This is a genomic window from Streptomyces sp. 2P-4, from assembly GCF_030167965.1.
GTDB lineage: Bacteria > Actinomycetota > Actinomycetes > Streptomycetales > Streptomycetaceae > Streptomyces > Streptomyces globosus_A.
The window spans coordinates 6,162,471-6,187,781 of record NZ_CP095011.1; the positions used below are offsets into that span (position 1 = coordinate 6,162,471).

The following is a 25,311-nucleotide window of genomic DNA, read 5'->3' on the forward strand; positions in this document are numbered from 1 at the left end:
GCTCCCGGGGCGTCCCCGCCTGCGGCCGGAGGCGGGCCCGGTCACCGGCCAGACCCGGCCGGTGACCGGGGCGGATCCTACGCCCCGTCAGGCCGCCGCGCAGGAGGTTCGGTCGAAGATCACTCGCCGGTGTGTTCCGGCACCCGGGGCGCTGACTCCGCCCACCTGCGGCCTGTACAACGGGTCACTGTTCACTGCGTGTGCATCCGCCACGCACAGGGTGGATCTGTCCGGACAGGGGGTAACGGCCCGGGATGGAAAAACTTCGGGAACGCTCGACCACGACGCAGGTGTGGGCCGCGGCTGAGGAGTTCGTCCGCCTCTTCCACCGGGAGAACCCGCAGGCAGGCGATCCGCAGGCGCGGCTCGCCGCCGTGCGGGCCGAGATCGCGGAGACGGGCACCTACCGGCACACGCCGCAGGAACTCGCCCACGGGGCCCGCGTGGCCTGGCGCAACAGCAACCGCTGCATAGGCAGGCTCTACTGGAACTCGCTGCGCGTGCGCGACCGCAGACACATCGGCGACGCCGACGCGCTCGCCGAGGAGTGCTTCGCGCACCTGCGCGAGGCCACCAACGGCGGACGGATCAGACCCACCATCACCGTCTTCGCCCCCGACACCCCCGACCGCCCGGGCCCGCTGATCTGGAGCGAGCAGCTGATCCGGTACGCGGGCTACGGCGACCACCCCTCGATAACCGTCGGCGACCCGCGGAACGCGCCGCTCACCAGCGCGCTGCTCGCCCTCGGCTGGCGCGGCGGGGCGGGCACCCCCTTCGACCTCCTCCCGCTGGTCGTCCAGGGCGTCGACGACAAGCCGCGCTGGTTCGACACCCCCGCCGACGCGGTGCTGGAGGTGCCCATCGAACACCCCGACGACCCAGGCTGGGCCGAGTGGGGGCTGCGCTGGCACGCCGTTCCGGCCATTTCCAACATGTGCCTGGAGATCGGCGGCATCCACTACCCGGCCGCCCCGTTCAACGGCTGGTACATGGGCACCGAGATCGGCGCCCGCAACCTCGCCGACACCGACCGCTACAACCTGCTGCCCGCCGTCGGCCGCCGTCTCGGCCTCGACACCTCCAGCGACCGGTCCCTGTGGAAGGACCGCGCCCTGGTCGAACTCAACCGGGCGGTGCTGCACTCCTACGACCGGGCGGGCGTCACCATCGCGGACCACCACAGCGAGTCCCGGCGGTTCCTGACGCACCTGGCGCGCGAGGAGCGCAAGGGCCGGGAGGTCGGCGCCGACTGGTCGTGGATCGTCCCGCCCATCTCCGGCGCGGCGACGCCGGTCTTCCACCGCACGTACGACGACCGGCCGAGCGCGACCGCCTACGTGCACCACCCGGGCGCCCAGGAGCGGGCCCAGGGCCGCGACTTGGTCTAGACCTTCTGTTACCGTCGGCCCGAGGAAGCGGGCAGCGGCGGAAAGGGGCATCCGTGGACGGCACGGCAGGCGCGGGCGGGGCGGACGGCGTCCGCGGCACCGGCGGAGAACCCCGGACCCCGGCAGGGACGGGCTCCGCCCCGCCGCGCGTCCACATCGGCTCGTTCACCTCGGCCGGCGGCCGCGGGATCACCACCGCGGCCGTCGACCCGGCCACCGGCGCGCTCACCCCGCTCGCCACCACCGGCGACGCCCTCGCCGACCCCTCCTACCTGGCCGTCGACCACGGCAGCGGCCTGCTCTACGCCGTCAGCGAGACGGAGCGGGGCGCCGTCCGGGCGTTCCGCCCCGAGGGAAGCGGCCTCGCCCCGCTCGGGCCGGCCGTCCCCGTCGGCGGCGCGGGCCCCACCCACGTCAGCCTCGCCGGGCGCACCCTGCTCACCGCCCACTACACCTCCGGCAGCATCAGCAGCCTCCGGCTCGCCCCGGACGGCAGCCCCGCCGGCCCCGCCGCCGTCCTCACCCACCGGGGCGGCGGGCCCGACCCGGACCGCCAGGAGGGGCCGCACGCCCACCAGGTCCTGCCCGACCCCAGCGGCCGCTGGGTCCTCGCCGTCGACCTCGGCACCGACTCCGTGCGGGTGTGCCGCCTCGGCGACGCGGCCGCCGCCGCCCTGCTCCCGCATGCCGAGGTCGGGCTGCGCCCCGGCAGCGGGCCGCGGCACCTGGCCTTCCATCCGGAGGGCGGGACCGCGTACGTCGTGCACGAGTTGGAGCCCCTGCTGACCGTCTGCCGCTGGGATCCGCGCTCCGGGCGCCTGGAGCCGCTCGGCGAGGTGCCGCTCGCCCCGGCGGCCGCGCCCGGCGGCGTACGGGCCTATCCGTCGGCGGTGCTGGCCTCGCCCGACGGGCGCTTCGTCCGGGTCGCGGTGCGCGGCGCCGACGCGATCGCGACGCTCTCCCTGGCAGACGGCCCGCGCCGGCCCCGCCCCGCCTTCAGCACCCCCTGCGGCGGGACCTGGCCGCGCGACCTGGCCGCCGACCCTGCCGGGCTCCGCCTGTACGCGGCCAACGAGCGCTCCGGTGACGTCACCTGGTTCGACACCGACCCGGCGACCGGCGAGCCGCACCGGGCCGGCGCCGTCGCGGTCCCGGCGGCCACCTGCGTCGTCTTCGCCTGACCGGCGGCCCCGCCCGCGCCCGGGACGCGGCGAGGGCCCGCACCCCGGCTTCGCGGGGTGCGGGCCCTCGTACGGACGCGCCGGCCGGGGTCAGCGGGCGGTGGCGCCCTGCGGGATTCCGAGGGCGGCGGCGTACTGGGTGACGACCAGCTTGCCGAGCGCGCCGTACGCGCCGAGCACCTCGGAGACCGCGCAGTCGGCCTCCTTGGCCGCCGTGTCCAGCAGGCCCTCGGCGGCCTCGGGGCCGATCAGGTACGGCGCCAGCGCGAGCTGCGTGGAGCCCTCGCTGCGCAGCTGCTCGGCGACGGCGGCGACCGCGCCCTCCTGGTCCAGGGCGGCGGCCTTGACCGGCACCGCGAGGCGGGCGGCCAGCAGCATGCCGGTGACGCCGGCGACCTGCACTGCCTCCTCGCCGCCGGTGGTGGCGACGATGATGCCGTCGGCGGCGGTGGTCACCGTGAACAGCCGCGCGCGGTCGGCGCGGGCCAGGCCGGCCTCCGACAGCCGCACGTGCAGGCCCTCGGCGAGCAGCGGGTGCGGCCCGAGCACCTCGGCCAGCTCCACGGCGGCCGTGGAGTCCATGACGGCCTGGCGGATCCGGCGCAGCAGGTCGGCGTCGGGGCCGGCGAGCAGCGGGACCACCACGGCGTCCGGGCCGGACTGCTCCGGAACCTCGTGCCCCGCGGCGCGCGCGAACTCGGCGCGCGCGACGCGCTCGGCCGCGACGGCGCTCAGCACGCCCGACAGGGCCGGGAACTCGGCGCCGTCACCCTCCAGGAAGCCGATGCGGGCCTCCAGGCCGGGCAGCTCGGAGCGGCCCATGCTGATGATCTCTTCCGCGAGCCCGCGCGAGGCGGCAGAAGGCGCGCCGGGCACGGCGAGCACCAGCGTCGGCGCGCCCTCGGGGGCCACCGCGGGCTCGGGCCGGCGGTGGCGTCCCGTCTGGCGGGGTCGCGGCATTCGTACGGGCAGGCCATTTGCGGGCCCAGTGGGGGAGCTCATGGCGCCGCATGCTACTGGCTTATCGGAAGCAGGTGTTCGGGCAGGGTCCGGCCGGGCGGCATCTGTCCGTATTTATCCGATGAATGTCGTATACGGTTCAACCGAAAGATCCACTTGCGGACGGATCAGACCCCGGCAGGCAGCCGCCAGTCCACCGGCTGGGCGCCCTGCCGGGCCAGCAGGTCGTTGGTCCTGCTGAACGGCCGGGAGCCGAAGAACCCGTTGTCGGCGGACATGGGGGAGGGGTGCACGGACTCCACCGCCGGCAGGTCGCCCAGCAGCGGCCGCAGGTTGCGGGCGTCGCGGCCCCACAGGATCGACACCAGCGGCCTGCCGCGCGCCGCCAGCGCCCGGATGGCCTGCTCGGTGACGGCCTCCCAGCCCTTGCCGCGGTGGGCGTTGGGCTTGCGCGGCGCCGTGGTCAGCGAGCGGTTCAGCAGCAGCACGCCCTGCCGGGCCCACGGCGTCAGATCCCCGTTCGCGGGGCGCTGGACGCCCAGGTCCGCGTGGAGTTCGCGGAAGATGTTGTCCAGGCTCGGGGGAACCGGGCGGACCTCCGGGGCCACCGAGAAGGACAGGCCCATCGCGTGCCCCGGCGTCGGGTACGGGTCCTGCCCCACGATGAGCACCTTCACCTCGTCGAAGGGCTGCTGGAACGCGCGCAGCACGTTCGCCCCCGCCGGCAGGTAGGTCCTGCCGGCCGCGATCTCCGCGCGCAGGAAGTCGCCCATCGCGGCGATCTGCGCCGCCACCGGCTCCAGAGCACGGGCCCAGCCCGGCTCGACGATTTCTTTCAACGGTCGTGCAGCCACGGGGAGTCACTCTACTGGCCCAACGCCCGGCCCCGTGCGCCGCACTCCCCGTGAGGGCCGTTCAGGCGGGCAGCACCGCGGCCCGCACGCACAGCACGTCCGGCAGGTGCTCCGCGAGCAGTTCCCAGCTGTCCCCTTCGTCGCGGCTGGCGTACAACTCGCCGTTGCGGTTGCCGAAGTACACGCCGGCCGGGTCGGCGTCGTCGGTGCACAGGGCGTCGCGCAGCACGGTGCCGTAGTGGTCGCCGTCCGGCAGGCCGCGGGTGAGCGGCTCCCAGGTGGCGCCCGCGTCGGAGGTGCGGAAGACCCGGCACCGGCGCTCTGCCGGGACGCGGTCCGAGTCGGCGTTCAGGGGGAAGACGTACGCCGTCCCGGGCCGGCGGGGGTGCGCGGCGACGGCGAAGCCGAAGTCGGAGGGCAGCCCGGCGCCGATGTCGGTCCAGCTTCCGCCGGCGTCGTCGCTGCGGTACACGCCCCAGTGGTTCTGGAGGTAGAGCCGGTCCGGGTCGCCGGCGTCGCGGGCGACCTTGTGCACGCACTGCCCCCACTCCGGCTGCGGGTCCGGCAGGAACACCGCCGACACGCCGCGGTTGGAGGGGGCCCAGCTGCCGCCGCCGTCCTGCGTACGGAAGACCCCGGCGGTGGAGACCGCGACCGTGACGGCCGCCGGGTCGGCCGGGTGGGTCAGCACGGTGTGCAGGCCCTCGCCGCCGCCGCCCGGCATCCAGTCCCCGCGGGTCGGGTGCTCCCACAGCGGGCGGACCAGCTCGAACGACTCGCCGCGGTCGGCCGAGCGGAACAGCGCGGCCGGCTCGGTCCCCGCGTACACCACGTCCGGCGCCTCGGGCCCGGCCGGGTGCAGCTGCCAGACCCGTTCCAGGGAGGCCCCGGTGTCCTCGGGGAAGCGCACGGCCGGCCGGGCGGGCTCCCGCCACGTCGCCCCGAGGTCGTCGGAGGTGAACACGGACGGCCCCCAGTGCGAGCTGTCCCCGCCGACGAGCAGCCGGGGCACCGTGCGGCGCCGGTCGACCGCCACCGCGTAGACGGCCTGGGCGTGGAAATGCGGCCCCTCGAACCGCCACGGCCCGCCGTCCCTCCTGCGGCCGACGAAGAGCCCCTTGCGGGTCCCCGCCAGGAGCAGCACCTCTGCCATGATCGACACCTCCGGCCGTCCTCGGCCCGGCCGCACTTCCGCTCGTCCCGCCGGTCGCCTTCCGGCCAGTCTGCACCCGCGCCCTGGCTGCGGCCCGGCGGCGTGGCCGTGGCCCTGACCGGCTGACCGTCGGCGATCGACCGGCGCGGCAAAAGTGTGGCTACTTGATCGTAGGAGGCCGAAAGGGGTTGACTTCCAGCCTCAGCCACTGCTCGCGAGAGGCAATACGTGGTCACAGAGCACCTCTCCCCGCTCGACCTCGCCTTCTGGCGGATCGACTCAGCCGGCCACCCCATGCATCTCGGCGCCCTCGCGGTGCTCGACTCCGCCCCGCCGGGCCCCCGCTCCGACACCCCTCCCGCCACCGCCGCCCTCCCCGACCCGGCGGCCCGCGCCGCCGAACTCCTCGCCGCCCGCTGCGCCCGCGTCCCCGGCCTGCGCCGCCGCATCCACGACGTGCTCCTCCCGGTGGGCGCGGCCGCCTGGGCGCCGGACGCCGACTTCGACCCGGCCCGGCACGTCTTCCTCGTCCGCACCGACGACCCGCCGGCCGCCGCCGGCCCGCTGATGGCCAGACCGCTGGACCGGGACCGGCCTCCCTGGGAGGCGCACGTCCTGGCGGGCCCCGACCCTCGCTCCTTCTGCGTCCTGTTCAAGTTCCACCACGCGCTGGCCGACGGGCTCGCCGCCCTGGTCCTGGCCGCCCACCTCTTCGACGAGGGGCCGCCGCCCGGCCGGAGCGCCCCGCGGCCCGTCCCCGCCCAGGCCCCGGCCGGGTCCCTGCGCAGCCTCCAAGGCGCCCTCGCCGCGCGCCTCCAGGGCGTCGGCCAGGCGCTGGAGATCGGTGCCGCGGTGGCCCGCTCGGGCCTGCCGATCGGCGTCCCCGCCGCCCTGACGGCCACCGCGGGCGGAAGCGGCACCCGCGCGGTGGCCGCCCTGGCACTCGACCTCGACGACGTCAACCGCATCCGCAAGGTCGCCGGCGGCACCGTCAACGACGTCCTGATCACCCTCGTGGCGGGAGCCCTGCGGCGGTGGCTCGCCGACCGGGGCAGCCCCGCCGCCCCCGGGGCCGGGCCGAGGGCGCTGATACCGGTCTCCCGCCGCAGGCCCGGCGTGGGCGCGAAGTACGGCAACCGGCTCTCCGGCTACCTGCTCCGGCTCCCGCTCGACGAGCCCGACCCGCTCCGCCGGCTCCAGCGCGTGCGCAGCGGCATGGACCGCAACAAGGACGCCGGCCCGTCCCGCGGGGCCGGGGCGGTCGCCCTCCTCGCCGACCACGTCCACCCGCTGGGGCACCGGCTGGGCGGCCCGCTGGTGGCGCAGGCGGCGCGGCTGCTCTTCGACATCCTGGTCACCAGCGTCCCCCTGCCCGGGTTCACCTTCTCCCTCGGCGGGAGCCGGGTCCGGGAGGTCTACCCGCTGGCGCCGCTGGCACAGGGGCACGCGCTCGCCGTCGCGGTGTCCACGTACAAGGACACCGTCCACTACGGGCTCGTCGCCGACGCGGAGGCCGTCCCCGACCTGGCCGCGCTGGCCGAGGCGCTGCGCACCGAGCTGGAGGACCTCGTCCGCGAGGTGTCCTGACGCCCCGTCCGGGCCCGGCCGCCGCGCCGGGCCCGGACGGCCCGGGCGCGGCGGCCGGGCCGGGTGTACTGCCCCGTGGAGCAAGGAGCGGCGTTCGGTGCGCGCCGAGGTTGCCCGCGGCGTCGCGGCGCCGCGGGGCAACTCAGTACAGGCTTCAGGCGGACGGGGCGGCGGCGCGCGCCTCCGCGCCGGCGGCCGCCCGCCCCTCCGCGGCGGCGAGCAGCCCCGCCCAGTCCGGGATCTTCACCGAGCGGCGGCCGAGCGACCGGCCCAGATCGGCCTCGGCGGCCTCGATGGCCAGCCACCCGGGCCACTCCACGGGCCGCAGCCCGGCCGCGCGCAGCGCGTCCAGCGGGTCGCCGGGCAGCTCGCGGCGGGCCAGGGCGCCCGCGTCCTGGAGGAGGGAGGAGGCCGTCTCCTTGGCGCACGGCCGGTTGGTGCCGATCACCCCGGTCGGGCCGCGCTTGATCCAGCCGGCCACGTACTCCCCGACCGAGGCGCGGCCGTCCCGCAGGACCCGGCCGGCCGCATGCGGGACGGTCGCCTTCGCCGGGTCGAAGGGCAGGCCGGGCACCGGCACGCCCCGGTAGCCCACCGAGCGCAGCACCAGCTGCGCCTCGACGTCCTCGTACGTGCCGGTTCCGGTGACACCGCCGCGGCCGTCCGGGGCGGTCCGCTCGAAGCGGAGCCCGGCGGCCCGCCCGCCGGGCCCGGCGAGCACCTCCACCGGGCGGAGGTAGAACCGCAGCGTGATGCGGCGTTCCGCGGGACCGGCCGGGCGGTCGCCCTCGGGCTCGGCCCAGCCGCGGAGCACCTCCAGGTTGCGCCGGGCCACCGCGGGCAGGGCGGCGGCACCCTCCGGCCCCGCCGCGTACGCGGGGTCGAGCGCCAGCTCGGCGGGATCGGCCAGGGCCGCGACGCCGGGCAGCGTGCCCAGCTCGCGCAGCTCCTTGGTGGTGAACCTGGCCTGGGAGGGGCCGCGCCGGGCGACCATCGACACCGCGCGCACCCCGCTGCCGGCCAGGACGCCGAGCGCCGGCTGCGGCATGTCGGTGGGCGCGAGCTCCGGTTCGCCGCGGGCGAGCATCCGGGTGACGTCCACGGCGACGTTGCCCGCTCCGACGACCACCGCGGAGCGGACCCCCGACAGGTCGAAGGCTCCGTCCGCGACGTCCGGGTGCCCGCTGTACCAGGCGACGAACTCCGTCGCGGAGTGCACGCCGGGCAGCTCCTCGCCGGGGATCCCCATCAGCCGGTCGCGGGCGGCCCCCACGCAGTACACGACGGCGTGGTAGAGCTCCAGCAGCCGCGCGGTGGACAGCTGCGGCCCGCCGGCCTCGACGTTGCCGAGGAAGCGGATCCGCTCGTCCTCCAGCACGGTGCGCAGGCTGCCCTGCAGCGACTTGATCTTCTCGTGGTCGGGGGCGACCCCGTACCGCACGAGCCCGTAGGGCGCCGGCAGCCGGTCCAGGACGTCGACGCGCACGCCCGGCACCTCCCGCTGCGCGACCAGCGTCTGGGCGGTGTAGACCCCGCTCGGGCCCGATCCGACGACGGCGACACGAAGCACGGCGGTACTCCTCCCGCAGGGATCTCCAGCATGGCACTGCGGCAGCGGGCCGTCAGCCCATGGCCCGCATCCGGTGGATCTCGGCGCTCTGGGTGGCCACGACCTCGTTGGCCAGCTCCTCGACGGCTGCGTTGTTGCCGCCCTTCAGGACCTCTCCGGCCATCGTGAGGGCGCCCTCGTGGTGGCGGGTCATCAGGGAGAGGAAGAGCCGGTCGAAGTCGGTGCCGCGGGCCGCTTCGAGGTCCTTCAGCTGCTGCTCGGTCGCCATGCCCGGCATCGCGCCGTGGTCGTGGCCGTCGGCGCCGTCGGGTCCGGGATGGCGGGCCAGCCAGGCCCGCATGACGGCGATCTCCGGCGCCTGCGCCGCCGAGATCCGCTCGGCCAGCCGCTTGACGGCGTCTTTGGCGGCCCTGTCCGGGGCGAGCGCGGTCATCCGGATGGCTTGTTCGTGGTGTTCGACCATGTGCCGCATGTAGGCCCGGTCGGCGGCGTTCGGGCTGTCGTCGGGCCGGCTGCGGGCGGCCTCCTCGGGGGAGAGGGTGCGCGCCTTCTCGCCTGGCCGGCCTGGGGCGATGACGGCGGCCGCGTCGTCGGTGGGGGCCGCGTCCCCGGAAGGAGCCGAGCCCCCTCCTCCCGTACAGCCGGTGAGGGTGAGGAGGATGCAGGCGCCCGCCGCGGCGGGACCGAGGAGCCGGCGGATTCGACCGGGTAAGCCCTTTGCCATGTCCATGATGAGGAACATACTGCGGTCGTCCGCATTCCACTCCCACCCAGAGCGGAATCGACCGGACAGCATGGGAGGGCACAGTGACCCCGAACCACACCGCAGACCCCCGGCGCACCGGCCGCGGCAGCAGGAGGGCCCGCACGGCGGCCGCCGCGGCGGGCGGCCTCCTCGCCGCCCTGCTCGCCGCACACCCCGCGGCCGCCACCCCCGACCCCGGGGACCTGTCGCCCGGAGCAGGAGCCCCGCGCAGTGCGGCCCCGCCGGCCGGCCGCGTACTCCCGCCCGGCGGGATCCCCGGCCAGGACGAGATCGTCCACAGCCCCAACATCACACCGCTGGCCAACATCCCCCGCGCGTTCCCGAACGACATCAACACCGACCTGGCCTTCCAGGGCCGGTACGCCTACGCCGGCAACTACGGCGGCTTCACCATCTACGACATCGCCGACCCCAAGGCCCCGAAGACGGTCAGCACGGTCCTGTGCCCGGGCGGCCAGAACGACATCTCCGTCCACGGAGACCTGCTCTTCCTCTCCACCGACTCCTCGCGCAGCGACGACTCCTGCAACAGCGTCTCGCAGCCCGCCACCGAGAAGTCCTCCTGGGAGGGAATCAAGATCTTCGACATCAAGGACAAGAAGAACCCCCGCTACATCAAGTCCGTCGAGACCGCCTGCGGTTCGCACACCCACACCCTCGTGCCGAACGGCCGGGACATCTTCGTGTACGTCGCCTCCTACTCCCCGAACGAGGCCTTCCCCGACTGCCGCCCGCCGCACGACGGCATCTCCGTCGTGAAGGTCCCGCGCAAGGCCCCCACCCGGGCCGCCGTGGTGGGCTTCCCCGTGCTCTTCCCCGACGGCGGCAACCCGGGCGCGCCCACCAACCCGGGCGTCTCCAAGACCACGGGCTGCCACGACATCACCGTGCTGCCCTCCAAGAGGCTCGCCGCCGGCGCGTGCATGGGCGACGGCATCCTCTTCGACATCCGCGACCCGGAGCGGCCCCGGGTGATCGACCGGGTCCAGGACAACACCAACTTCGCGTTCTGGCACTCGGCGACCTTCAACGAGAAGGCGGACAAGGTCGTCTTCACCGACGAGCTCGGCGGAGGCGGCGGCGCCACCTGCAACGAGGCCACCGGCCCGAACCGCGGCGCGAACGGCATCTACGACATCACCGGCCGCGGCGACCACCGCAAACTGGCCTTCCGCAGCTACTTCAAGATCCCGCGCCACCAGGCCGACACCGAGAACTGCGTCGCCCACAACGGCTCGCTCGTCCCGGCCGCCGGACGCGACATCATGGTCCAGGCCTGGTACCAGGGCGGCGTGTCCGTCTGGGACTTCACCGACTCCGCCGAGCCCCGCGAGATCGGCTACTTCGAGCGCGGCCCGCTCGGTTCCGACGTGCTGTCCTTCGGCGGCTCGTGGTCCGCGTACTACTACAACGGCCACATCTACTCGAACGACATCGCCAAGGGCCTCGACGTGCTCCGGATCGACGACCGGCGCACCGACAGCGCCGCGCGGGTCCGGCTCGACCGGCTCAACGTCCAGACCCAGCCCGAGTACCGCTGACCCGGCCCGCCGCCGGCCCCGGTCACCGGGCGGCGGCGGGCATCCCCTCCGGCGGAGCCGCCTCCGGCGGGAAGCCCAGCTCCCAGTCCAGGCCGTACCGCTGGAACAGCTCGGCCCGCAGGCGGGCCGCCGGCATCGGCGCGCCCGGCAGCAGGACCGCCACCACCGCCCCCATCAGCAGCGCCCGCAGCAGCGGGTAGTCGGTGTCCACGTCGGCCGAGCCGTAGCGCTCGACGGTGTCCCGGAGCAGCGCGGCAAGCCGCTGCTGCTCCGGGCACTGCACGAAGCCCTCGGCCTGCAGGATGCCCGCCATGTGCGTCCGCATCAGCAGCGGCCGCTCGCGGGCCAGCCCGAGCACCGCGTCGACCGCGCGGGCGAGGCGCTCGCGGCCGTCGTCGCTGCGCGGCTCCCGCTCCAGGGCCGCCTCCAGCGTGAGGTGCATCAGGCGGTGCACCGCCGACTGGAGTAGCTGCCGCTTCCCCGGGAAGTAGTACGAGACGAGGCCCCGCGCGGTGCCCGCCCGGTCGGCGATGTCCCCGAGTGTCGTGGCCTCGTAGCCCCGCTCGGCCACCAGCTCCACCGTGGCCTGGAGAAGCCGCTCCCGGGAGCGTCGCCGCAATTCTTCATTGACCGATGCGCTGCGCGGCGACATGCTTACTCCTGCGTTGACTGGCTTCCAGCCAATATACTCGGCGCACGGCGCCGGCTGCTCTGCGCGACGCGGGGGATCGCGCAGGGCACGCCCGCGCCGGGACACCGTCAGCGCCGGCGTCGCAGCTCCAGGGTGGCGACGACCGCCACGCCGAGAGTGACGTGCATCAGCGACAGGGCCGCGACGGTGCCGCCGTCGGTGTCCGACATCAGCGGACCCGCCACCGACAGCAGCGCCAGCCCGCCGCCCGCCCACTGCGCGATCCGCAGGAAGACCGGCTTCCACAGTGCGAGCAGCAGGGCGGCGCCCACGCCCGCGACCAGCGGGACGACCGAGGACCCGACGACCCCGGCGGCCGTGACCGGGTGCTCCTGCCCGCGGTCCATGACGGTGAGCGAGGCGCCGGCCGCTCCGGCGACGGCGAGGACGACCAGGTTGACCACGGCCGATCCCGCCGCGCCGGCTGCCAGGAGCTTCCACCAGGCGAGGCGGGGGCGGCGGGCCGGGGCGGCGGCGGACGCGACGGGGGCGGGGCCGGGAACGGTGCTGCTCGACATGGGACTCCTCCACGAGACGAAGTGCCGCGCCGGGCTGCGGCGGCGGCATGGGAGGAAGCCTCCGACCGCAACCGCACTTGAGGTCAAGTCCTGCCCGAGAGCTCCCGGCGCCCGTCCTCCGCAGGCGCCGTACGGCGCACCCGCAGGGGCACCGTGATCGCCAGGGCCGCCAGCCCCGCCCCCAGCGCCCAGCCGCCCAGCACGTCCGACGTCCAGTGGACCCCGAGGAAGACCCGGGTGAAGCCGACGCCGAGCACGGAGACGGCTGCCAGGACCGCCGCAGCAGCCACGGCCCACGCCGGCGCTCGCGGCACCCGCCGCAGCAGCAGCCACAGCAGCATCAGGCACACCGCCGCGGCGGTCGCCGCATGGCCCGACGGATAGGCGGCGTAGGAAGCGGAATCCACGGGATCCGGCCACTCCGGCCGCTCGCGCCCCATCAGTGACTTCATCCCCTGGTTCACCAGGGCCGCCGCCGCCGTCGCCGCCGCCACCCGCAGGGCGAGCTCGCCGCGCCTGCGGCGCCACAGCCACACGCAGGCCGCCACAGCCAGGACCCGCATCGTCCACGGGTCCCAGACCAGGTCGGAGAGGACCCGCACCGCGGCGGTGGCCTCAGGGTTCCGGACGGCGTACGCGTGCAGCCGCACCGCCACCGCGCCGTCACCGGACAGCAGCGGCCGCCATCCCACCGCCACCAGGACCGTCAGCACCACCCAGAGCACCGCACAGCCGACGCCAGTCCACCGCACCCACCCGCATCGCATGCGGCGATCCTCGCACCATCCCGCCCGCGCCGCCGGTCGCGCCACAGCCCCGTGCCCTGTATCGGGTTGCCCCGAGGCACAGCCGGGCAACCCGATACAGGCCCTACTGGGCGAGCGCGCGCAGCCCCGGCACGAACGCCACCAGCAGCGGAACCGCCGGGACGAGCGTCGCCAGCGCCGTCAGCCGCAGCCGGCGCACGGGCGACAGCCGGGGCGTTGCCGAAAGCAGCCGCCGCACCCGCTCCGGCACGTGCGGTTGCGGGGCGGGCGAGGGGCCGAAGACGCCCCGGTCCTCGTTCAGCCCCACCAGGGCCAGCGCGATGGTCAGCCGCCCGAACCGGCGCGACGCCACGTCGTCCGCGGCCAGCTCGACCAGCCGGTGCATCTCCGCCTCGAACGCCGCGAACACCGGGACCTGCGGGAACCCGCCGGCCAGCGCCCGCGAGCAGTGCAGCAGCCAGTCGTGGCGGGCCGCCGCATGGCCCTGCTCGTGCGCCAGGACGGCGTCCAGCTGGCTGCCCTTCAGCCTGCCGAGCGCAGCCGTCGTCACCACCAGCTGCGGCGCCGGGCCGGGCAGCCACCACGCATCGGGCCGCGGCCCCTCCAGGACGACGAGCCGGGCACCCGGCGCCGGCGCCTCCCCCGGCAGCAGCGGCGCCCGCACCAGCAGCTCGGCGCCCCGCGCCCGCCGCCCCGCCCGCGCCCGCAGGACCTCCCGGGCCAGCCGCACCCCGGTCCACAGCCCGCCGCCCGCCAGCAGCAGCGCGGTGCCGACGGCCCACGGGCCGCCCGTCGGGCCGAGACCGTACGCGTCGACCACCCCGTGCGGGGCCGCCGCGAAGAGCCGGCCGCGGACCGCCAGCCATGCGGCTGCCGCGCTGAACACCATCGACAGCGCGAAGCACAGGAGCACCGCCCCCACCACGCACTGCCACGCCCAGAGCGCGACGACCGGTTCGCGCTCGGTCCACTGGGCCCGGGCCAGCAGGCGGGGAGCGAGCACCGCGGTCAGGGCGCCGAGCAGCAGGAGAACGGCGGGGACCATCATGGCGCCAGCCTATGAGGGCCGGACTACCGCCGGGTACGCACTGCGGCGATTGGTGACGCAGGACACGTTTCCCCGCCCTCACATCAGCAGCAGCATCGCCAACATGCCGGTCCCCATGGCGAGTCGGCAGGCGCGCGCCACCTCCCCGGCCTCCCGGCCGCGCCCCGCGCCCGGCCCCGCCACCGCGGCGGACACGGCCGGCCCCGCGGCCACCAGCCGCGCCCCGCCGAGCAGGACGTACGCCGCGTAGTACAGGAGCAGTGCCCCGGTGACGAGCGGCGGCCCAGCGGACCCGCCGCCCCCGTGCCCCCCGTGGCCGCCGCCCGCATACACGGCCAGTGCCATGTACGCCATGGCCAGCGACCCGACCAGGTGGTGCGTGTGGTGCAGGCCCCGCCGCAGCAGCCAGACGGCGTGCAGCGCGGCCCCGCAGCACAGGACCGGCAGGATCCGCGCCCCCCACGGGGCCGTCCCCGGCGGGAGGGCCATCACCGCCATCCCCACCGCCATCACCGCCTCGCCCGCGGCCGGACCGCGCTCCGGCCGCCCTGCCGTGCACGCCCGGTGCAGGCAGCAGCCGCCGCTCACGGCGCACACCAGCACGGTCAGCCAGGCGGGGAGCGCGGCGGCGAAAGAGGACCAAGAGGACATCGCTGGACCGTGCACGGCTGGCCCCCCGGTTCTCGTCGGCGTCAGGGGAAGAGATGCCCCGGCCGGACGGCCCCCACGCGGCGCCCGGTTAGGCTGTCCTCGCCCCACCGGCATGCCGCATGCCGCTGAGCACGCAGAACGGAGCCCGCCGATGCCGACCGCCCAGCCCGCCGAACTGGAGTTCCGCCCCGCCGTCGAGGCCGACGTGCCGGAACTCGTGGCCCTCGTCGAGTCGGCCTACCGGGGCGATGCGAGCCGCGCGGGATGGACCACCGAGGCGGACCTCCTGGACGGGCAGCGCACCGACCCGGACGGGGTCCGCGCCGTCATCCGGACCCCCGGCAGCGTCCTCCTCGCCGTGGAGCGCGACGGCGAACTCGTCGCCTGCTGCCAGCTCGAACACCGCGGCGACCACGCCTACTTCGGGATGTTCGCGGTCCGGCCCGGCCTCCAGGGGGGCGGCCTCGGCAAGGAGGTCCTCGCCGAGGCCGAGCGCCGCTGCCGCGAGATGTGGGCGGCCAAGGAGATGCGGATGACGGTGGTCAGCCTCCGGGAGGAGCTCATCGCCTACTACGAGCGCCGCGGCTACCGGCGCACCGGCGAGCTGAGCCCCTTCCCGTACGGCGACGAGCGCTTCGGCGTCCCCCTCCGCGACGACCTCGCCTTCGAGCTCCTGGTCAAGACGCTGTAGCGCGGCGCCGCCCGCGGGCGGGCTCAGGCCGTGAACCGGCCCGTGCTGCGGATCTCCGGGAAGTCGGTGGCCGCGCCGTCCAGTTCGAGCGCCCGCGCCAGCCGGAGGTGGTCCAGGGAGTTGACCGTCCAGCCGGTGACCCGCAGCCCGGCCCGGTGCGCCGCCTCCACCGTCTCCAGCGTGAGCCGCCGCAGGTTCAGGGCCAGCGTGCGCGCCCCCGCGGCGAGCGCCCGGTCGACGACGTCGTCCGCCTCGTCGCCGCCGAGGTCGCAGGAGAGGACGGTCCGGCCGCCCGGGACGAGCCGGGCGGCCTCGGCGAGCACCGCGTCGTGGAAGGACGCCACCTCTACGCGCCCGGCCAGGTCCCGCTCCACCACCAGCTGCGCCAGCGCCGCGGCGGCCGGCAGGTCCCGTACCGACACCTGCAGCGGTGTCCCCACCGCCTCCAGGACCTCCTCGAAGAGCGGGATCCGCTCGCCCTGTCCGGCGTCCAGCCCGCGCAGCTCGGCGGCGGTCAGGTCGGCGACGGCGCCCGTGCCGTCGGTGGTGCGCTCCACCCCGGGGTCGTGCAGGGCGACGAGGACGCCGTCCTTGCTGAGCTGGAGGTCCAGGGCGATGACGTCCATGCCGCAGCGCTCCGCGCGGACGAACGACCGCAGCGTGTTCTCCGGCTCGACGCCCATGACCCCGCGGTGACCGATGGTGAGGAAAGTCAAGGTTCTCTCGCTTCCGTCGACGGCGGCTGCCCGCGCGGTCGCGGCGTCCCAGGTCCGGCGCGCGCGGTGAGGACGCATGCTAGTGCGCCGCGCACGCGATGAGACCGCCCGTGCACGCACCGCTACGGCGCCGGGGGCCGGTTCCCGCCAGGGCCGTCCGCCCCCGCCCGGTGCCGGCGGGCCCTGCCGCGTCACCCGCGGGTGGGCGCGCCACCGCGGCCTTGACGAACTGACGAAGCGTCTGCTGTGGCAGTCGAGGGCGGGAAGAATTGCGATCGCGCCGGGGGGTACGCCGAATATTTTCCTGGCCCCCTCTTGAGCGGGACACCCTCCCGTGCATACCCTGGGTTTACGTGAGGTTCTCCTGTGGAGGAAGTGACATGACGGAAACTCTTGTGCCGGGTTCTGGCGGTGCGGTGATAACCGCCGGTGCGCGGGTGGTCGACCACCCGGCGTGGCCTGAGCTCAAGGCCGCCGTGGAGGAGATCCGCCCCTGGCAGGCCAAGGACGGCTCCATCGACTTCGAGGCCGCCGACGCCCCGGCCAAGGCCGACGTCGAAGCCGCCGTCGAGCGCGTGGTCCACGCGGTGGAGACGCTGTCGCCGCTGATGCCGTACGCCGCCGAGTACCACCGGGCGCTCGTCGCGGACCTGCGCAAGTGGGTCTCCAAGGGCTTCGGCGTGCCGGACTTCCTGGACTCGCTGCTCGCCTTCCAGCCGGCCGCGGAGCGCGTCGAGGGCCGCCAGCACCTGGTCGTGTTCCCGATGTACACGCAGAACGGCAACCCCGACCGGAACCTCGAGGCCGTCGTCCTGAAGATGGTGTGGCCCGAGTGGCTCTCCGAGCTGGAGCGCACCCGGTACGACAACCCGCTCTTCCTCGGCATCACCTTCGAGGACTTCACCCCGGGCTACGACACCCACTCCGCGGTGCTCTTCCCGGAGACCATCGCCGTCCGCGAGGCCCCCGAGCGCTTCAGCTGGGGCGGCATCTTCTGCGACCGCGAGGCCGCCCGCTACCGCAAGGTGACCGAGGCCGCCGTCGACATCCTGGGCATCGAGCTCCCCGAGGACATCGCCCGCATGGTCGAGGACCAGGAGCGCTGCGAGAAGGCCTTCGTCCTGTGGGACATGGTGCACGACCGCACCCACAGCCACGGCGACCTGCCGTTCGACCCCTTCATGATCAAGCAGCGCCAGCCGTTCTGGATGTACGGCCTGGAGGAGCTGCGCTGCGACCTCACCGCCTTCAAGGAGGCCGTGAAGCTCGAGTCCGAGGGCAACGAGCACGGCCGCGACGTGCAGTACGCCGTCCTCTTCGACCGGATGTTCCGCTTCCCGGTCTCCGGCGACCGCAACCGCAACTACGACGGCCTCGGCGGCCAGCTGCTCTTCGCCTACCTCCACAAGCACGACGTCGTGCGCTGGACGGACAACAAGCTGAAGATCGACTGGATGCGCGCCCCCCAGGTCACCAACCAGCTGTGCGCCGAGATCGAGGAGCTGTACCGGGCCGGCATCGACCGCCCGAAGCTCGTCCACTGGTTCAAGGCCTACGAGCTGGTCTCCACCTACCTCGCCCCGCACCCGGGCTCCAAGTGGGCCAAGGGCCCCGACGCCCTGGACCTCACGCAGCCGCCGCGCAAGCTCGTGGACGACGTGCTTCCGGACGAGTTTCCGCTCAGCATGTTCTACGAGGCCCTCGCGAAGAAGCTCAAGGGTGTGATCGCCTCCACCAAGGGCATCACCGCCCCGACCGCGGACGCCGCCGAGCAGGCCGCCGCGTGAGCACCCGCCCCCAGGAGGCTGCACAGATGAACACCGGAAACGCCGCGGACGCCGGGACCGCCGAGGCCCCGCTGAAGGGCGCCGTCGTCGCGGTCGCCGGAGCCGGCGGCCCCGCGGGCCGGGCCGCCCTGATGCGCCTTGCCGAGGCCGGCGCCGTCGTCGTCGCGTCCGACGCCGACGCGGCGCGCCTCGCCGAGGCCGTGGACGCGGCCCGCTACGCCCATGGCGGTGCCACCGTCACCGGCGACACCGTGGACCTGCTCGACCTGGAGGCCACCAAGGCGTGGGCCGACCGCATCGAGAAGGAGTTCGGCCGGGTCGACGGCCTCGTCCACCTCGTCGGCGGCTGGCGCGGCAGCACCTCCTTCACCGAGACGGACCTCGCGGACTGGGACTTCCTGGAGAAGCTCCTCATCCGCACCGTCCAGCACACGTCGATGGCCTTCCACGACGCCCTGCTGCGCAGCGGCCGCGGGCGCTACGTCCTGGTCAGCCAGTCGGGCGCGCACAAGCCCGTCGCCAACAACGCCGCCTACAACGCGGGCAAGGCCGCCGCCGAGGCCTGGACCCTCGCGATGGCCGACTCCTTCCGCAAGGCGGGGGGCGACGACGGTCCCGGAGCAGCGGCTGCGATCCTGGTGATCAAGGCACTGGTGCACGACGCGATGCGCGCCGAGCGCCCCAATGCGAAGTTCGCGGGCTTCACCGACGTCAAGGACCTGGCCGAGGCCATCGCCGGCGTCTGGGAGAAGTCCGCCATCGATGTGAACGGACAGCGTCTGTGGCTCACACCGCAACCGTGAAGACCGACGCCCGCCGCCGGCACGACCCGGCGGTGCGCGGTTTCGCGAGCGACAACTACGCGGGGGTCCATCCGGAGATCCTGGAGGCCCTCGCCCTCGCCAACGGCGGCCACCAGGTCGCCTACGGGGAGGACGAGTACACCGAGAACCTCCAGCGGGTCATGCGCAGCCACTTCGGCCCGTACGCGGAGGCCTTCCCGGTCTTCAACGGCACCGGCGCGAACGTCACGGCCCTCCAGGCCATGACCGACCGCTGGGGTGCGGTGATCTGCGCCAAGACCGCCCACATCAACGTGGACGAGGGCGGCGCCCCGGAGCGGATGGCCGGCCTGAAGCTGCTGGCCGTGCCCACCCCGGACGGCAAGCTCACCCCCGAGCTCATCGACCAGGAGGCCTGGGGCTTCGAGGACGAGCACCGGGCGATGCCGCAGGTCGTGTCGATCACCCAGAACACCGAGCTGGGCACCGTCTACACCGTGGACGAGGTCCGGGCCATCTGCGAGCACGCGCACGCGCTCGGTATGAAGGTGCACCTTGACGGTGCCCGCATAGCCAACGCCGCCGCCTCCCTGGACGTGCCGATGCGCACGTTCACCAACGCGGCGGGCGTCGACGTGCTCTCGTACGGCGGCACGAAGAACGGCATGATGTTCGGCGAGGCCGTCGTCGTGGTCAACCCGGACGCGGTGCGCCAGATGAAGCACGTCCGCAAGATGTCGATGCAGCTCGCGTCGAAGATGCGGTTCGTCTCCGTCCAGCTGGAGGCGCTGCTCGCCAAGGACCTGTGGCTGCGCAACGCCCGCCGGGCCAACGGGATGGCGCAGCGGCTGGCCGCCGGCGTCCGCGAGACGGACGGGGTGGAGATCCTCTACCCGGTCCAGGCGAACGCGGTCTTCGCGAAGCTGCCGCACGAGGTGTCGCGCAGGCTCCAGCAGCGCTACCGCTTCTACTTCTGGGACGAGGCCGCCGGCCACGTCCGCTGGATGTGCGGCTTCGACACCACCGAGGAGGACGTCGACGGCTTCCTCCAGGCGCTGAAGGAAGAGCTGGCCCGCTGACCGGACCGCACACCGCCGCGTGAATGAATATACCCCCGACTGTAATTTCATTGAATTGCGGTCGGGGGTATGGCTATGCTCCGCTCCATGCAGGTGATCCCGCTGAGCCCGGACGAGCGCGCGTACACATCGGCGAGCGAAGCCATCGACCACGACCATCCGTACGTCCGGGAGCTGGCCGGCAGCCTGTGGTCCGCCCACGGCGACGCATACTCATACGCCAAGGCGGCCTTCGAGTTCGTCCGCGACACCGTCCCGCACTCCGCCGACTCCGGCGACCTGCGCGTCTCCTGGCGCGCCTCCGACGTCCTCGCCACCCGCAACGGCATCTGCCACGCCAAGTCGCACGCCCTCGTCGCCCTCCTGCGGGCCCGGGGCATCCCGGCCGGCCTCTGCTACCAGCGGCTGACCGAGGACGACGGCACCGAGCCCCTCGTCCACGGACTCACCGCCCTCCGCCTCCCCGGCTCCCGCGGCTGGGCCCGCCAGGACCCGCGCGGCAACAAGCCCGGCGTGGACGCCCAGTTCCGGCTCGGTGCCGAACGGCTGGCCTTCCCCGTCCGCCCCGGGCTCGGCGAGACGGACTACCCCGACCTGTACGCCGACCCCCACCCGGCCGTCCTCACGGCCCTCCGCGGTTCCGCCGACCGCCGCGAACTGTGGCAGAACCTGCCGAAGGCCCTGTAGCGACGCCGCCGCGCCGCGCGCGCCCGCGGGCAGCGCCGCACCGCGCACTGGCCGCGACCCCGGCCAGCAGCCACTGCGGTGGCGCCTGAGCCGCGAACCCGGTGGGCGCCGCGCCCAGGAAGGCGGCCGTCGGCTTCAGGCCCGCGCCGAGGGCGAGGACCTGCGCCCGAACGTCCTCGGGGGTGTGCTCCGCACGGGTCCGCAGCGTCGCCGTCCGCAGGGGCCCGTCGCACACGCCGGCCGCGGCGAACAGTGCCGCCCCCACCGCAAGGGAGGGGGGGAAGGCGGCCGCCGCCCGCGCCCCGCACCTGCACGCCGACCGGGGCGGATGTGGGACGGCGTCTGGTTCCCGGCCCCCGGGGCGCCGGCCATGGCCCGCCTGCTCACGGAGCACGGGCGGACCGCCTGGGGCGCCTGCGCCGCGGCGGCCGTGGTCGGCTCTTCCCCGGTACCGGTACCGGCAGCGCGCGCCGCTACTGCTCGGCCGCCTGCGCCACGCGCGAACGGGGCGCCGCGCACCGCCGCCGGCGGTGCGGAGCCCGGCCGGACGCACGGGGGTGGGGGCTTCGCGGCCGCCGGCGGCTTTTCACCCGTCCCGGTGGCTGGTGGTCAGCCGGCTTCCTTGACCTGCGCCGGGGTCGGGGCCGTGCCGCCCAGGTGTGCGGGCAGCCACCAGGAGTCCGAGGAGTCCTTCGGGGCGGCCGGGTAGGCGCGCTGCGCCGAGTCCAGCAGCTCCTGCACGCGCTCCCGCACCCGCCGGGTGATCGCGCCGGCGTAGTGGTCGGTCGGGGCCTCGATCGGCTCGCCGACCCGCAGCGTCACCGGGATGTGGCTGCGCTTCAGGTCCCGCGGGCGGCCCTTGGTCCACAGCCGCTGGGTGCCCCACAGCGCCACCGGGATCAGCGGCACCCCGGCCTCCTGCGCCATGCGGGCGGCGCCCGACTTGAAGCTCTTGAGGGTGAAGGACTGCGAGATCGTGGCCTCCGGGAACACGCCGATGATCTCGCCGGAGCGCAGCGACTCCAGGGCGTGCCGGTAGGCCGCCTCGCCCTGCTTGCGGTCCACCGGGATGTGCTTCATCGCGCGCATCAGCGGGCCCGACACCTTGTGCCGGAACACCGACTCCTTCGCCATGAAGCGCACCAGGCGCTTCTGCGGGCGGGCCGTCAGCCCGGCGAAGACGAAGTCCAGGTAGCCGATGTGGTTCGACACGAGGACCGCACCGCCCTGCCGCGGGATGTGCTCGGTGCCCTTCATGTCGATGCGGATGTCGAGGGCGCGGAACAGCGCGTGCGCTGCACCGATCACCGGGGGGTAGACGAGCTCAGCCATGTTGGGGAGACCCCGCTTTCTGCCTGGGGAAATGCTCCCGGCCGGAAGTTACGGCAGCGTAGGTACGCGGCCATGGGGATGGTGCCGCATCCGCGGGCGCGAGGCCAGTCCGGACGGCCTTCCCCGGCGAGATTCTCGTCACGCGGGGAATGCGCCCGGGGCCGGACGCGCTCGTACGGGCGGACGGACGTACTGCAATGATGCGGGACGGGATGCCCGCCGCCGACGGCGGGCGCCCGCAGGGGACGAGGACGGCACAGTGACGGGAGCGGCAGTGCAGGGGGAACGGGGCGGACCCGCGGCGGACGGCGGCCGGCCGGGGGCCGCGGACCGGCTCGGCGCGGCCGACCTCGGTGCGGAGCCCGGCGAGCGGGCCAGCCTGGTGCAGTTCTCCAGTGCCTTCTGCCAGCCCTGCCGGGCCACCCGGCGGATCCTCGCCGAGGTCGCCGGAATGGTCGACGGCGTCGCCCACATCGAGGTCGACGCGGAGCGCAACCTCGGCCTGGTCCGCGCCCTGGGCATCGAGAAGACCCCCACGGTGCTGGTCCTGGACGCCGCCGGGCGGATCGTCCGCCGCGCGGCCGGCATGCCCCGCAAGGCCGACGTGATCGCCGCACTGGGCGAGGCGGTGTGAGCCCGGCGCCGGTGCATGCGCCCGCACACAGCGTGACGCGCCTCGCATCTGGCCGCCCCGGCTTGACTGTGTACACGGCAGATCGCCAGGCTGGCCGCATGCGGTACGAACTCCTGCTTCACGGGCGGGTCCACGTGGACCTCGTCCGCCACGCGAGCGCGCGCTGTCGGGCGTACTGAACGACCCCGGCACCCGACGACGATCCCGCGCGCCCGCGCCGGCCGCCTCCGCGGCAGAGCAGAAGAAAGGCCTCCTCATGACGGGCCCAACGACCAGGACCGCAGCACAGTTCCCGCATCCCGCCGCGCCCCCGACCGCCGACCGGCCCGCCGCGCCCCGCGCAGCGGCCGAGCCTGCGCCGTCCGCCGCCGCCCTGCCCGGCTCGCCCGAGCTGCTGCGCTCGGTCTTCCGGCAGCACGCCGCCGGCGTGGCCGTGATCACAGCCCAGGACGGCGGCCGCCCGGTCGGCTTCACCGCGACCTCCCTGAACTCCGTCTCCGCCGACCCCCCGCTCCTTTCGTTCACCATCGGGACCGGCTCCTCCAGCTGGCCCGGCATCCGCGACAGCGAGCACCTCGGGGTGCACATACTCGGCGAGCACCAGCAGCAGCTGGCCGGCCTGTTCGCCCGCAGCGGAGCGGACCGCTTCGGGCCGGGCACCGGCTGGGCTCCCGGCCCGCACGGCGTTCCCCTGCTGGACGGGGTGCTGGCGTGGCTGGTGTGCCGGGTGGTGGCCCGCGTGCCGGCCGGCGCGCACCGGGTGGTCATCGCCGAGGTCGTGTCCGGGGACCCGCGCGGCGAGGGCCGGCCCCTGCTGTACCACCAGGGCCGCTTCAACGCGCTGCGTGACTGAATCGTCCCTGCTGGGGATGGTTGGGGCGGCGTTGGACAGATCACAGTTCGACGGCCTTGCCTCCTGGGAGGACCCGCGGTGTACTGACGAGTAACATTCCGGTCGGAGCGGGGGCCGCCCCGACCGGGGTCCGCCCTCGAAAGGCGCCTATGCTGCCTGCACAAGGCGGTATCAGAAACAAGACGATGCGGTAGGAGAGCCGGCGTGAGCCTGAGGATCGTTGTCTGTGTGAAGTACGTGCCCGACGCCACCGGCGACCGGCACTTCGCCGATGACCTGACGGTCGACCGCGACGACGTCGACGGTCTGCTGTCGGAGCTCGACGAGTACGCGGTCGAGCAGGCGCTCCAGATCGCGGAAGAGGCCGACGACGCCGAGATCACCGTCCTGACGGTCGGCCCCGAGGACGCCAAGGACGCCCTGCGCAAGGCGCTGTCCATGGGTGCCGACAAGGCGATCCACGTCGAGGACGACGACCTGCACGGCACCGACGTGATCGGCACCTCGCTGGTGCTGGCCAAGGCCGTCGAGAAGGCCGGCTACGACCTGGTCATCACCGGCATGGCCTCGACCGACGGCACCATGGGCGTCCTCCCGGCGATCCTCGCCGAGCGCCTGGGCGTTCCGCAGGTCACCCTGCTCTCCGAGGTCAAGGTGGAGGACGGCACCGTGACGGGCCGCCGCGACGGCGACTCCGCGAGCGAGCAGCTGGAGGCCTCCCTCCCGGCCGTCGTCTCCGTGACGGACCAGTCGGGCGAGGCCCGCTACCCGTCCTTCAAGGGCATCATGGCCGCCAAGAAGAAGCCGGTCGAGTCCTGGGACCTGTCCGACCTGGAGATCGAGGCGGACGAGGTCGGCCTCGAGGGTGCCTGGACCGCGGTGGACTCCGCCGCGCAGCGTCCGGCCCGCACGGCCGGCACGATCGTCAAGGACGAGGGCGAGGGCGGCAAGCAGCTGGCCGAGTTCCTGGCCGGCCAGAAGTTCATCTGAGCTTCAGCCGTCACCCTCCACATCGCCCCCTGACTACTTCGCATTCGCAGGAGCACTCCCATGGCTGAAGTCCTCGTCTACGTCGACCACGTGGACGGCGCCGTCCGCAAGCCCACCCTCGAGCTGCTGACCCTGGCCCGCCGCATCGGCGAGCCCGTCGCCGTCGCCCTGGGCGCCGGTGCCGAGAGCACCGCCGCCGTGCTCGCCGAGCACGGCGCGGTCAAGGTCCTCACCGCCGACGCCCCCGAGTTCGCCGAGTACCTCGTCGTACCGAAGGTGGACGCGCTCCAGGCCGCCCACGAGGCTGTTTCCCCCGCCGCCGTGCTCGTCCCGTCCTCCGCCGAGGGCAAGGAGATCGCGGCCCGCCTCGCCGTCCGCATCGGCTCCGGCATCATCACCGACGCCGTGGACCTCGAGGCCGGCGACGAGGGCCCGGTCGCGACGCAGTCCGCGTTCGCCGCGTCCTTCACCACCAAGTCCCGCGTGTCCAAGGGCACCCCGGTCATCACCGTGAAGCCGAACTCGGCCCCGGTCGAGGCCGCCCCGGCCGCCGGCGCCGTCGAGGCCCTGGCCGTCACCTTCGGCGCCCTGGCCACCGGTACCAAGGTCACCTCGCGCACCCCGCGCGAGTCGACGGGCCGCCCCGAGCTGACCGAGGCCGCGATCGTGGTCTCCGGCGGCCGCGGCGTCAACGGCGCCGAGAACTTCTCGATCATCGAGGCGCTCGCCGACTCCCTCGGTGCCGCCGTCGGCGCCTCCCGCGCCGCCGTCGACGCCGGCTGGTACCCGCACACCAACCAGGTCGGCCAGACCGGCAAGTCGGTCTCCCCGCAGCTGTACGTCGCCGCCGGCATCTCCGGCGCGATCCAGCACCGCGCCGGCATGCAGACCTCGAAGACCATCGTCGCCGTCAACAAGGATGCCGAGGCTCCGATCTTCGAGCTCGTGGACTACGGCGTGGTCGGCGACCTCTTCGAGGTCGTCCCGCAGCTGACCGAGGAGATCAAGGCGCGCAAGGGCTGACCTGCGCCCGACTCCCGCCCGGGGCCGTGTGGTGATCGTCACCGCACGGCCCCGAGTCG

25 protein-coding genes are annotated in these 25,311 nt (G+C 74.5%); 13 read left to right on the forward strand and 12 right to left on the reverse strand.

The genetic code is table 11. From position 1 onward, the window contains the following. Positions 1-254 precede the first annotated feature (254 nt). Entirely contained in the window at positions 255-1,391 is a 1,137-nt protein-coding gene (locus tag MUK52_RS27480) for a nitric oxide synthase oxygenase (RefSeq protein ID WP_114056448.1), read from the forward strand. A 155-nt stretch (positions 1,392-1,546) separates the two neighbouring features. Next, entirely contained in the window at positions 1,547-2,572 is a 1,026-nt protein-coding gene (locus MUK52_RS27485) for a lactonase family protein (protein WP_284581787.1), read from the forward strand. A 90-nt stretch (positions 2,573-2,662) separates the two neighbouring features. Here the strand turns inward: MUK52_RS27485 and MUK52_RS27490 are convergent, their stop codons facing one another. From MUK52_RS27490 to MUK52_RS27500, 3 genes are all read right to left on the reverse strand, one after another. Then, positions 2,663-3,574, reverse strand: coding sequence for a sirohydrochlorin chelatase (locus tag MUK52_RS27490; RefSeq protein ID WP_114056447.1), 912 nt, complete (start codon positions 3,572-3,574; stop codon positions 2,663-2,665). A 125-nt stretch (positions 3,575-3,699) separates the two neighbouring features. Beyond that, the gene (locus MUK52_RS27495; protein WP_284580965.1) at positions 3,700-4,386 is read right to left on the reverse strand and encodes a uracil-DNA glycosylase; all 687 of its coding nucleotides are present in this window, start codon (positions 4,384-4,386) and stop codon (positions 3,700-3,702) included. 61 nt (positions 4,387-4,447) lie between these two features. Further along, positions 4,448-5,539: a WD40/YVTN/BNR-like repeat-containing protein gene (locus MUK52_RS27500; protein WP_162793266.1), complete on the reverse strand. Its 1,092-nt coding sequence runs from the start codon at positions 5,537-5,539 to the stop codon at positions 4,448-4,450. 228 nt (positions 5,540-5,767) lie between these two features. Here MUK52_RS27500 and MUK52_RS27505 point away from each other — a divergent pair, with 228 nt between their 5' ends. Beyond that, positions 5,768-7,126, forward strand: coding sequence for a wax ester/triacylglycerol synthase family O-acyltransferase (locus MUK52_RS27505; protein WP_284580968.1), 1,359 nt, complete (start codon positions 5,768-5,770; stop codon positions 7,124-7,126). 154 nt (positions 7,127-7,280) lie between these two features. Here MUK52_RS27505 and MUK52_RS27510 read toward each other — a convergent pair whose 3' ends face one another. After that, positions 7,281-8,696: an FAD-dependent oxidoreductase gene (locus MUK52_RS27510; protein WP_284580970.1), complete on the reverse strand. Its 1,416-nt coding sequence runs from the start codon at positions 8,694-8,696 to the stop codon at positions 7,281-7,283. A 52-nt stretch (positions 8,697-8,748) separates the two neighbouring features. Further along, positions 8,749-9,426, reverse strand: coding sequence for a DUF305 domain-containing protein (locus tag MUK52_RS27515; RefSeq protein ID WP_284580972.1), 678 nt, complete (start codon positions 9,424-9,426; stop codon positions 8,749-8,751). Between the two features lie 77 nt (positions 9,427-9,503). Between MUK52_RS27515 and MUK52_RS27520 the strand changes: the two genes are divergently transcribed. Further along, entirely contained in the window at positions 9,504-11,003 is a 1,500-nt protein-coding gene (locus MUK52_RS27520; protein ID WP_502963603.1) for an LVIVD repeat-containing protein, read from the forward strand. Positions 11,004-11,025: 22 nt separating this feature from the next. Here the strand turns inward: MUK52_RS27520 and MUK52_RS27525 are convergent, their stop codons facing one another. The 5 genes from MUK52_RS27525 to MUK52_RS27545 all read right to left on the reverse strand — a co-directional run bounded on the left by MUK52_RS27525 (position 11,026) and on the right by MUK52_RS27545 (position 14,678). Beyond that, the gene (locus MUK52_RS27525; protein ID WP_114056441.1) at positions 11,026-11,655 is read right to left on the reverse strand and encodes a TetR/AcrR family transcriptional regulator; all 630 of its coding nucleotides are present in this window, start codon (positions 11,653-11,655) and stop codon (positions 11,026-11,028) included. 107 nt (positions 11,656-11,762) lie between these two features. After that, positions 11,763-12,212 (reverse strand): DUF6069 family protein, encoded by a 450-nt coding sequence (locus MUK52_RS27530; RefSeq protein ID WP_114056440.1) that lies wholly within the window; start codon positions 12,210-12,212, stop codon positions 11,763-11,765. A gap of 83 nt (positions 12,213-12,295) precedes the next feature. After that, positions 12,296-12,964 carry a phosphatase PAP2 family protein gene (locus MUK52_RS27535; protein ID WP_342777118.1) on the reverse strand — a complete coding sequence of 223 codons (669 nt, stop codon included), beginning with the start codon at positions 12,962-12,964 and terminating at the stop codon, positions 12,296-12,298. A gap of 118 nt (positions 12,965-13,082) precedes the next feature. Continuing rightward, complete coding sequence (locus tag MUK52_RS27540; protein ID WP_284580978.1) at positions 13,083-14,027, reverse strand: M56 family metallopeptidase; 945 nt, start codon at positions 14,025-14,027, stop codon at positions 13,083-13,085. Positions 14,028-14,105: 78 nt separating this feature from the next. Further along, positions 14,106-14,678, reverse strand: coding sequence for a DUF5134 domain-containing protein (locus MUK52_RS27545; protein ID WP_284580980.1), 573 nt, complete (start codon positions 14,676-14,678; stop codon positions 14,106-14,108). A gap of 151 nt (positions 14,679-14,829) precedes the next feature. Here MUK52_RS27545 and MUK52_RS27550 point away from each other — a divergent pair, with 151 nt between their 5' ends. Beyond that, a complete protein-coding gene (locus tag MUK52_RS27550; protein WP_114056436.1) occupies positions 14,830-15,369 on the forward strand; it encodes a GNAT family N-acetyltransferase in 540 nt (179 codons plus the stop codon). 23 nt (positions 15,370-15,392) lie between these two features. Here the strand turns inward: MUK52_RS27550 and MUK52_RS27555 are convergent, their stop codons facing one another. Beyond that, positions 15,393-16,085, reverse strand: coding sequence for a glycerophosphodiester phosphodiesterase (locus MUK52_RS27555; RefSeq protein WP_284580983.1), 693 nt, complete (start codon positions 16,083-16,085; stop codon positions 15,393-15,395). Between the two features lie 380 nt (positions 16,086-16,465). Between MUK52_RS27555 and MUK52_RS27560 the strand changes: the two genes are divergently transcribed. From MUK52_RS27560 to MUK52_RS27575, 4 genes are all read left to right on the forward strand, one after another. After that, positions 16,466-17,872, forward strand: a complete 1,407-nt coding sequence (locus MUK52_RS27560) for a DUF6421 family protein (protein ID WP_284580986.1) — start codon at positions 16,466-16,468, stop codon at positions 17,870-17,872. A 26-nt stretch (positions 17,873-17,898) separates the two neighbouring features. Beyond that, complete coding sequence (locus tag MUK52_RS27565) at positions 17,899-18,675, forward strand: SDR family NAD(P)-dependent oxidoreductase (RefSeq protein ID WP_114056433.1); 777 nt, start codon at positions 17,899-17,901, stop codon at positions 18,673-18,675. Next, positions 18,672-19,733 (forward strand): threonine aldolase family protein, encoded by a 1,062-nt coding sequence (locus MUK52_RS27570; protein ID WP_284581789.1) that lies wholly within the window; start codon positions 18,672-18,674, stop codon positions 19,731-19,733. The genes MUK52_RS27565 and MUK52_RS27570 overlap by 4 nt, the downstream gene beginning before the upstream one ends. Before the next feature lie 87 nt (positions 19,734-19,820). Further along, entirely contained in the window at positions 19,821-20,420 is a 600-nt protein-coding gene (locus MUK52_RS27575; RefSeq protein WP_114058777.1) for a transglutaminase-like domain-containing protein, read from the forward strand. Between the two features lie 609 nt (positions 20,421-21,029). On the opposite strand, the gene MUK52_RS27585 is transcribed toward MUK52_RS27575, so the two are convergent. Beyond that, positions 21,030-21,752 carry a lysophospholipid acyltransferase family protein gene (locus MUK52_RS27585; protein WP_114056431.1) on the reverse strand — a complete coding sequence of 241 codons (723 nt, stop codon included), beginning with the start codon at positions 21,750-21,752 and terminating at the stop codon, positions 21,030-21,032. A gap of 274 nt (positions 21,753-22,026) precedes the next feature. Between MUK52_RS27585 and MUK52_RS27590 the strand changes: the two genes are divergently transcribed. The 4 genes from MUK52_RS27590 (at position 22,027) to MUK52_RS27605 (ending at position 25,252) form a co-directional block, all read left to right on the forward strand. Next, the gene (locus MUK52_RS27590; protein WP_284581790.1) at positions 22,027-22,386 is read left to right on the forward strand and encodes a thioredoxin family protein; all 360 of its coding nucleotides are present in this window, start codon (positions 22,027-22,029) and stop codon (positions 22,384-22,386) included. 256 nt (positions 22,387-22,642) lie between these two features. Then, the gene (locus MUK52_RS27595) at positions 22,643-23,239 is read left to right on the forward strand and encodes a flavin reductase family protein (RefSeq protein ID WP_114056429.1); all 597 of its coding nucleotides are present in this window, start codon (positions 22,643-22,645) and stop codon (positions 23,237-23,239) included. A 204-nt stretch (positions 23,240-23,443) separates the two neighbouring features. After that, the gene (locus tag MUK52_RS27600; RefSeq protein ID WP_114056428.1) at positions 23,444-24,229 is read left to right on the forward strand and encodes an electron transfer flavoprotein subunit beta/FixA family protein; all 786 of its coding nucleotides are present in this window, start codon (positions 23,444-23,446) and stop codon (positions 24,227-24,229) included. A 60-nt stretch (positions 24,230-24,289) separates the two neighbouring features. Further along, a complete protein-coding gene (locus tag MUK52_RS27605; protein WP_114056427.1) occupies positions 24,290-25,252 on the forward strand; it encodes an electron transfer flavoprotein subunit alpha/FixB family protein in 963 nt (320 codons plus the stop codon). The last annotated feature ends 59 nt before the right edge of the window (positions 25,253-25,311 follow it).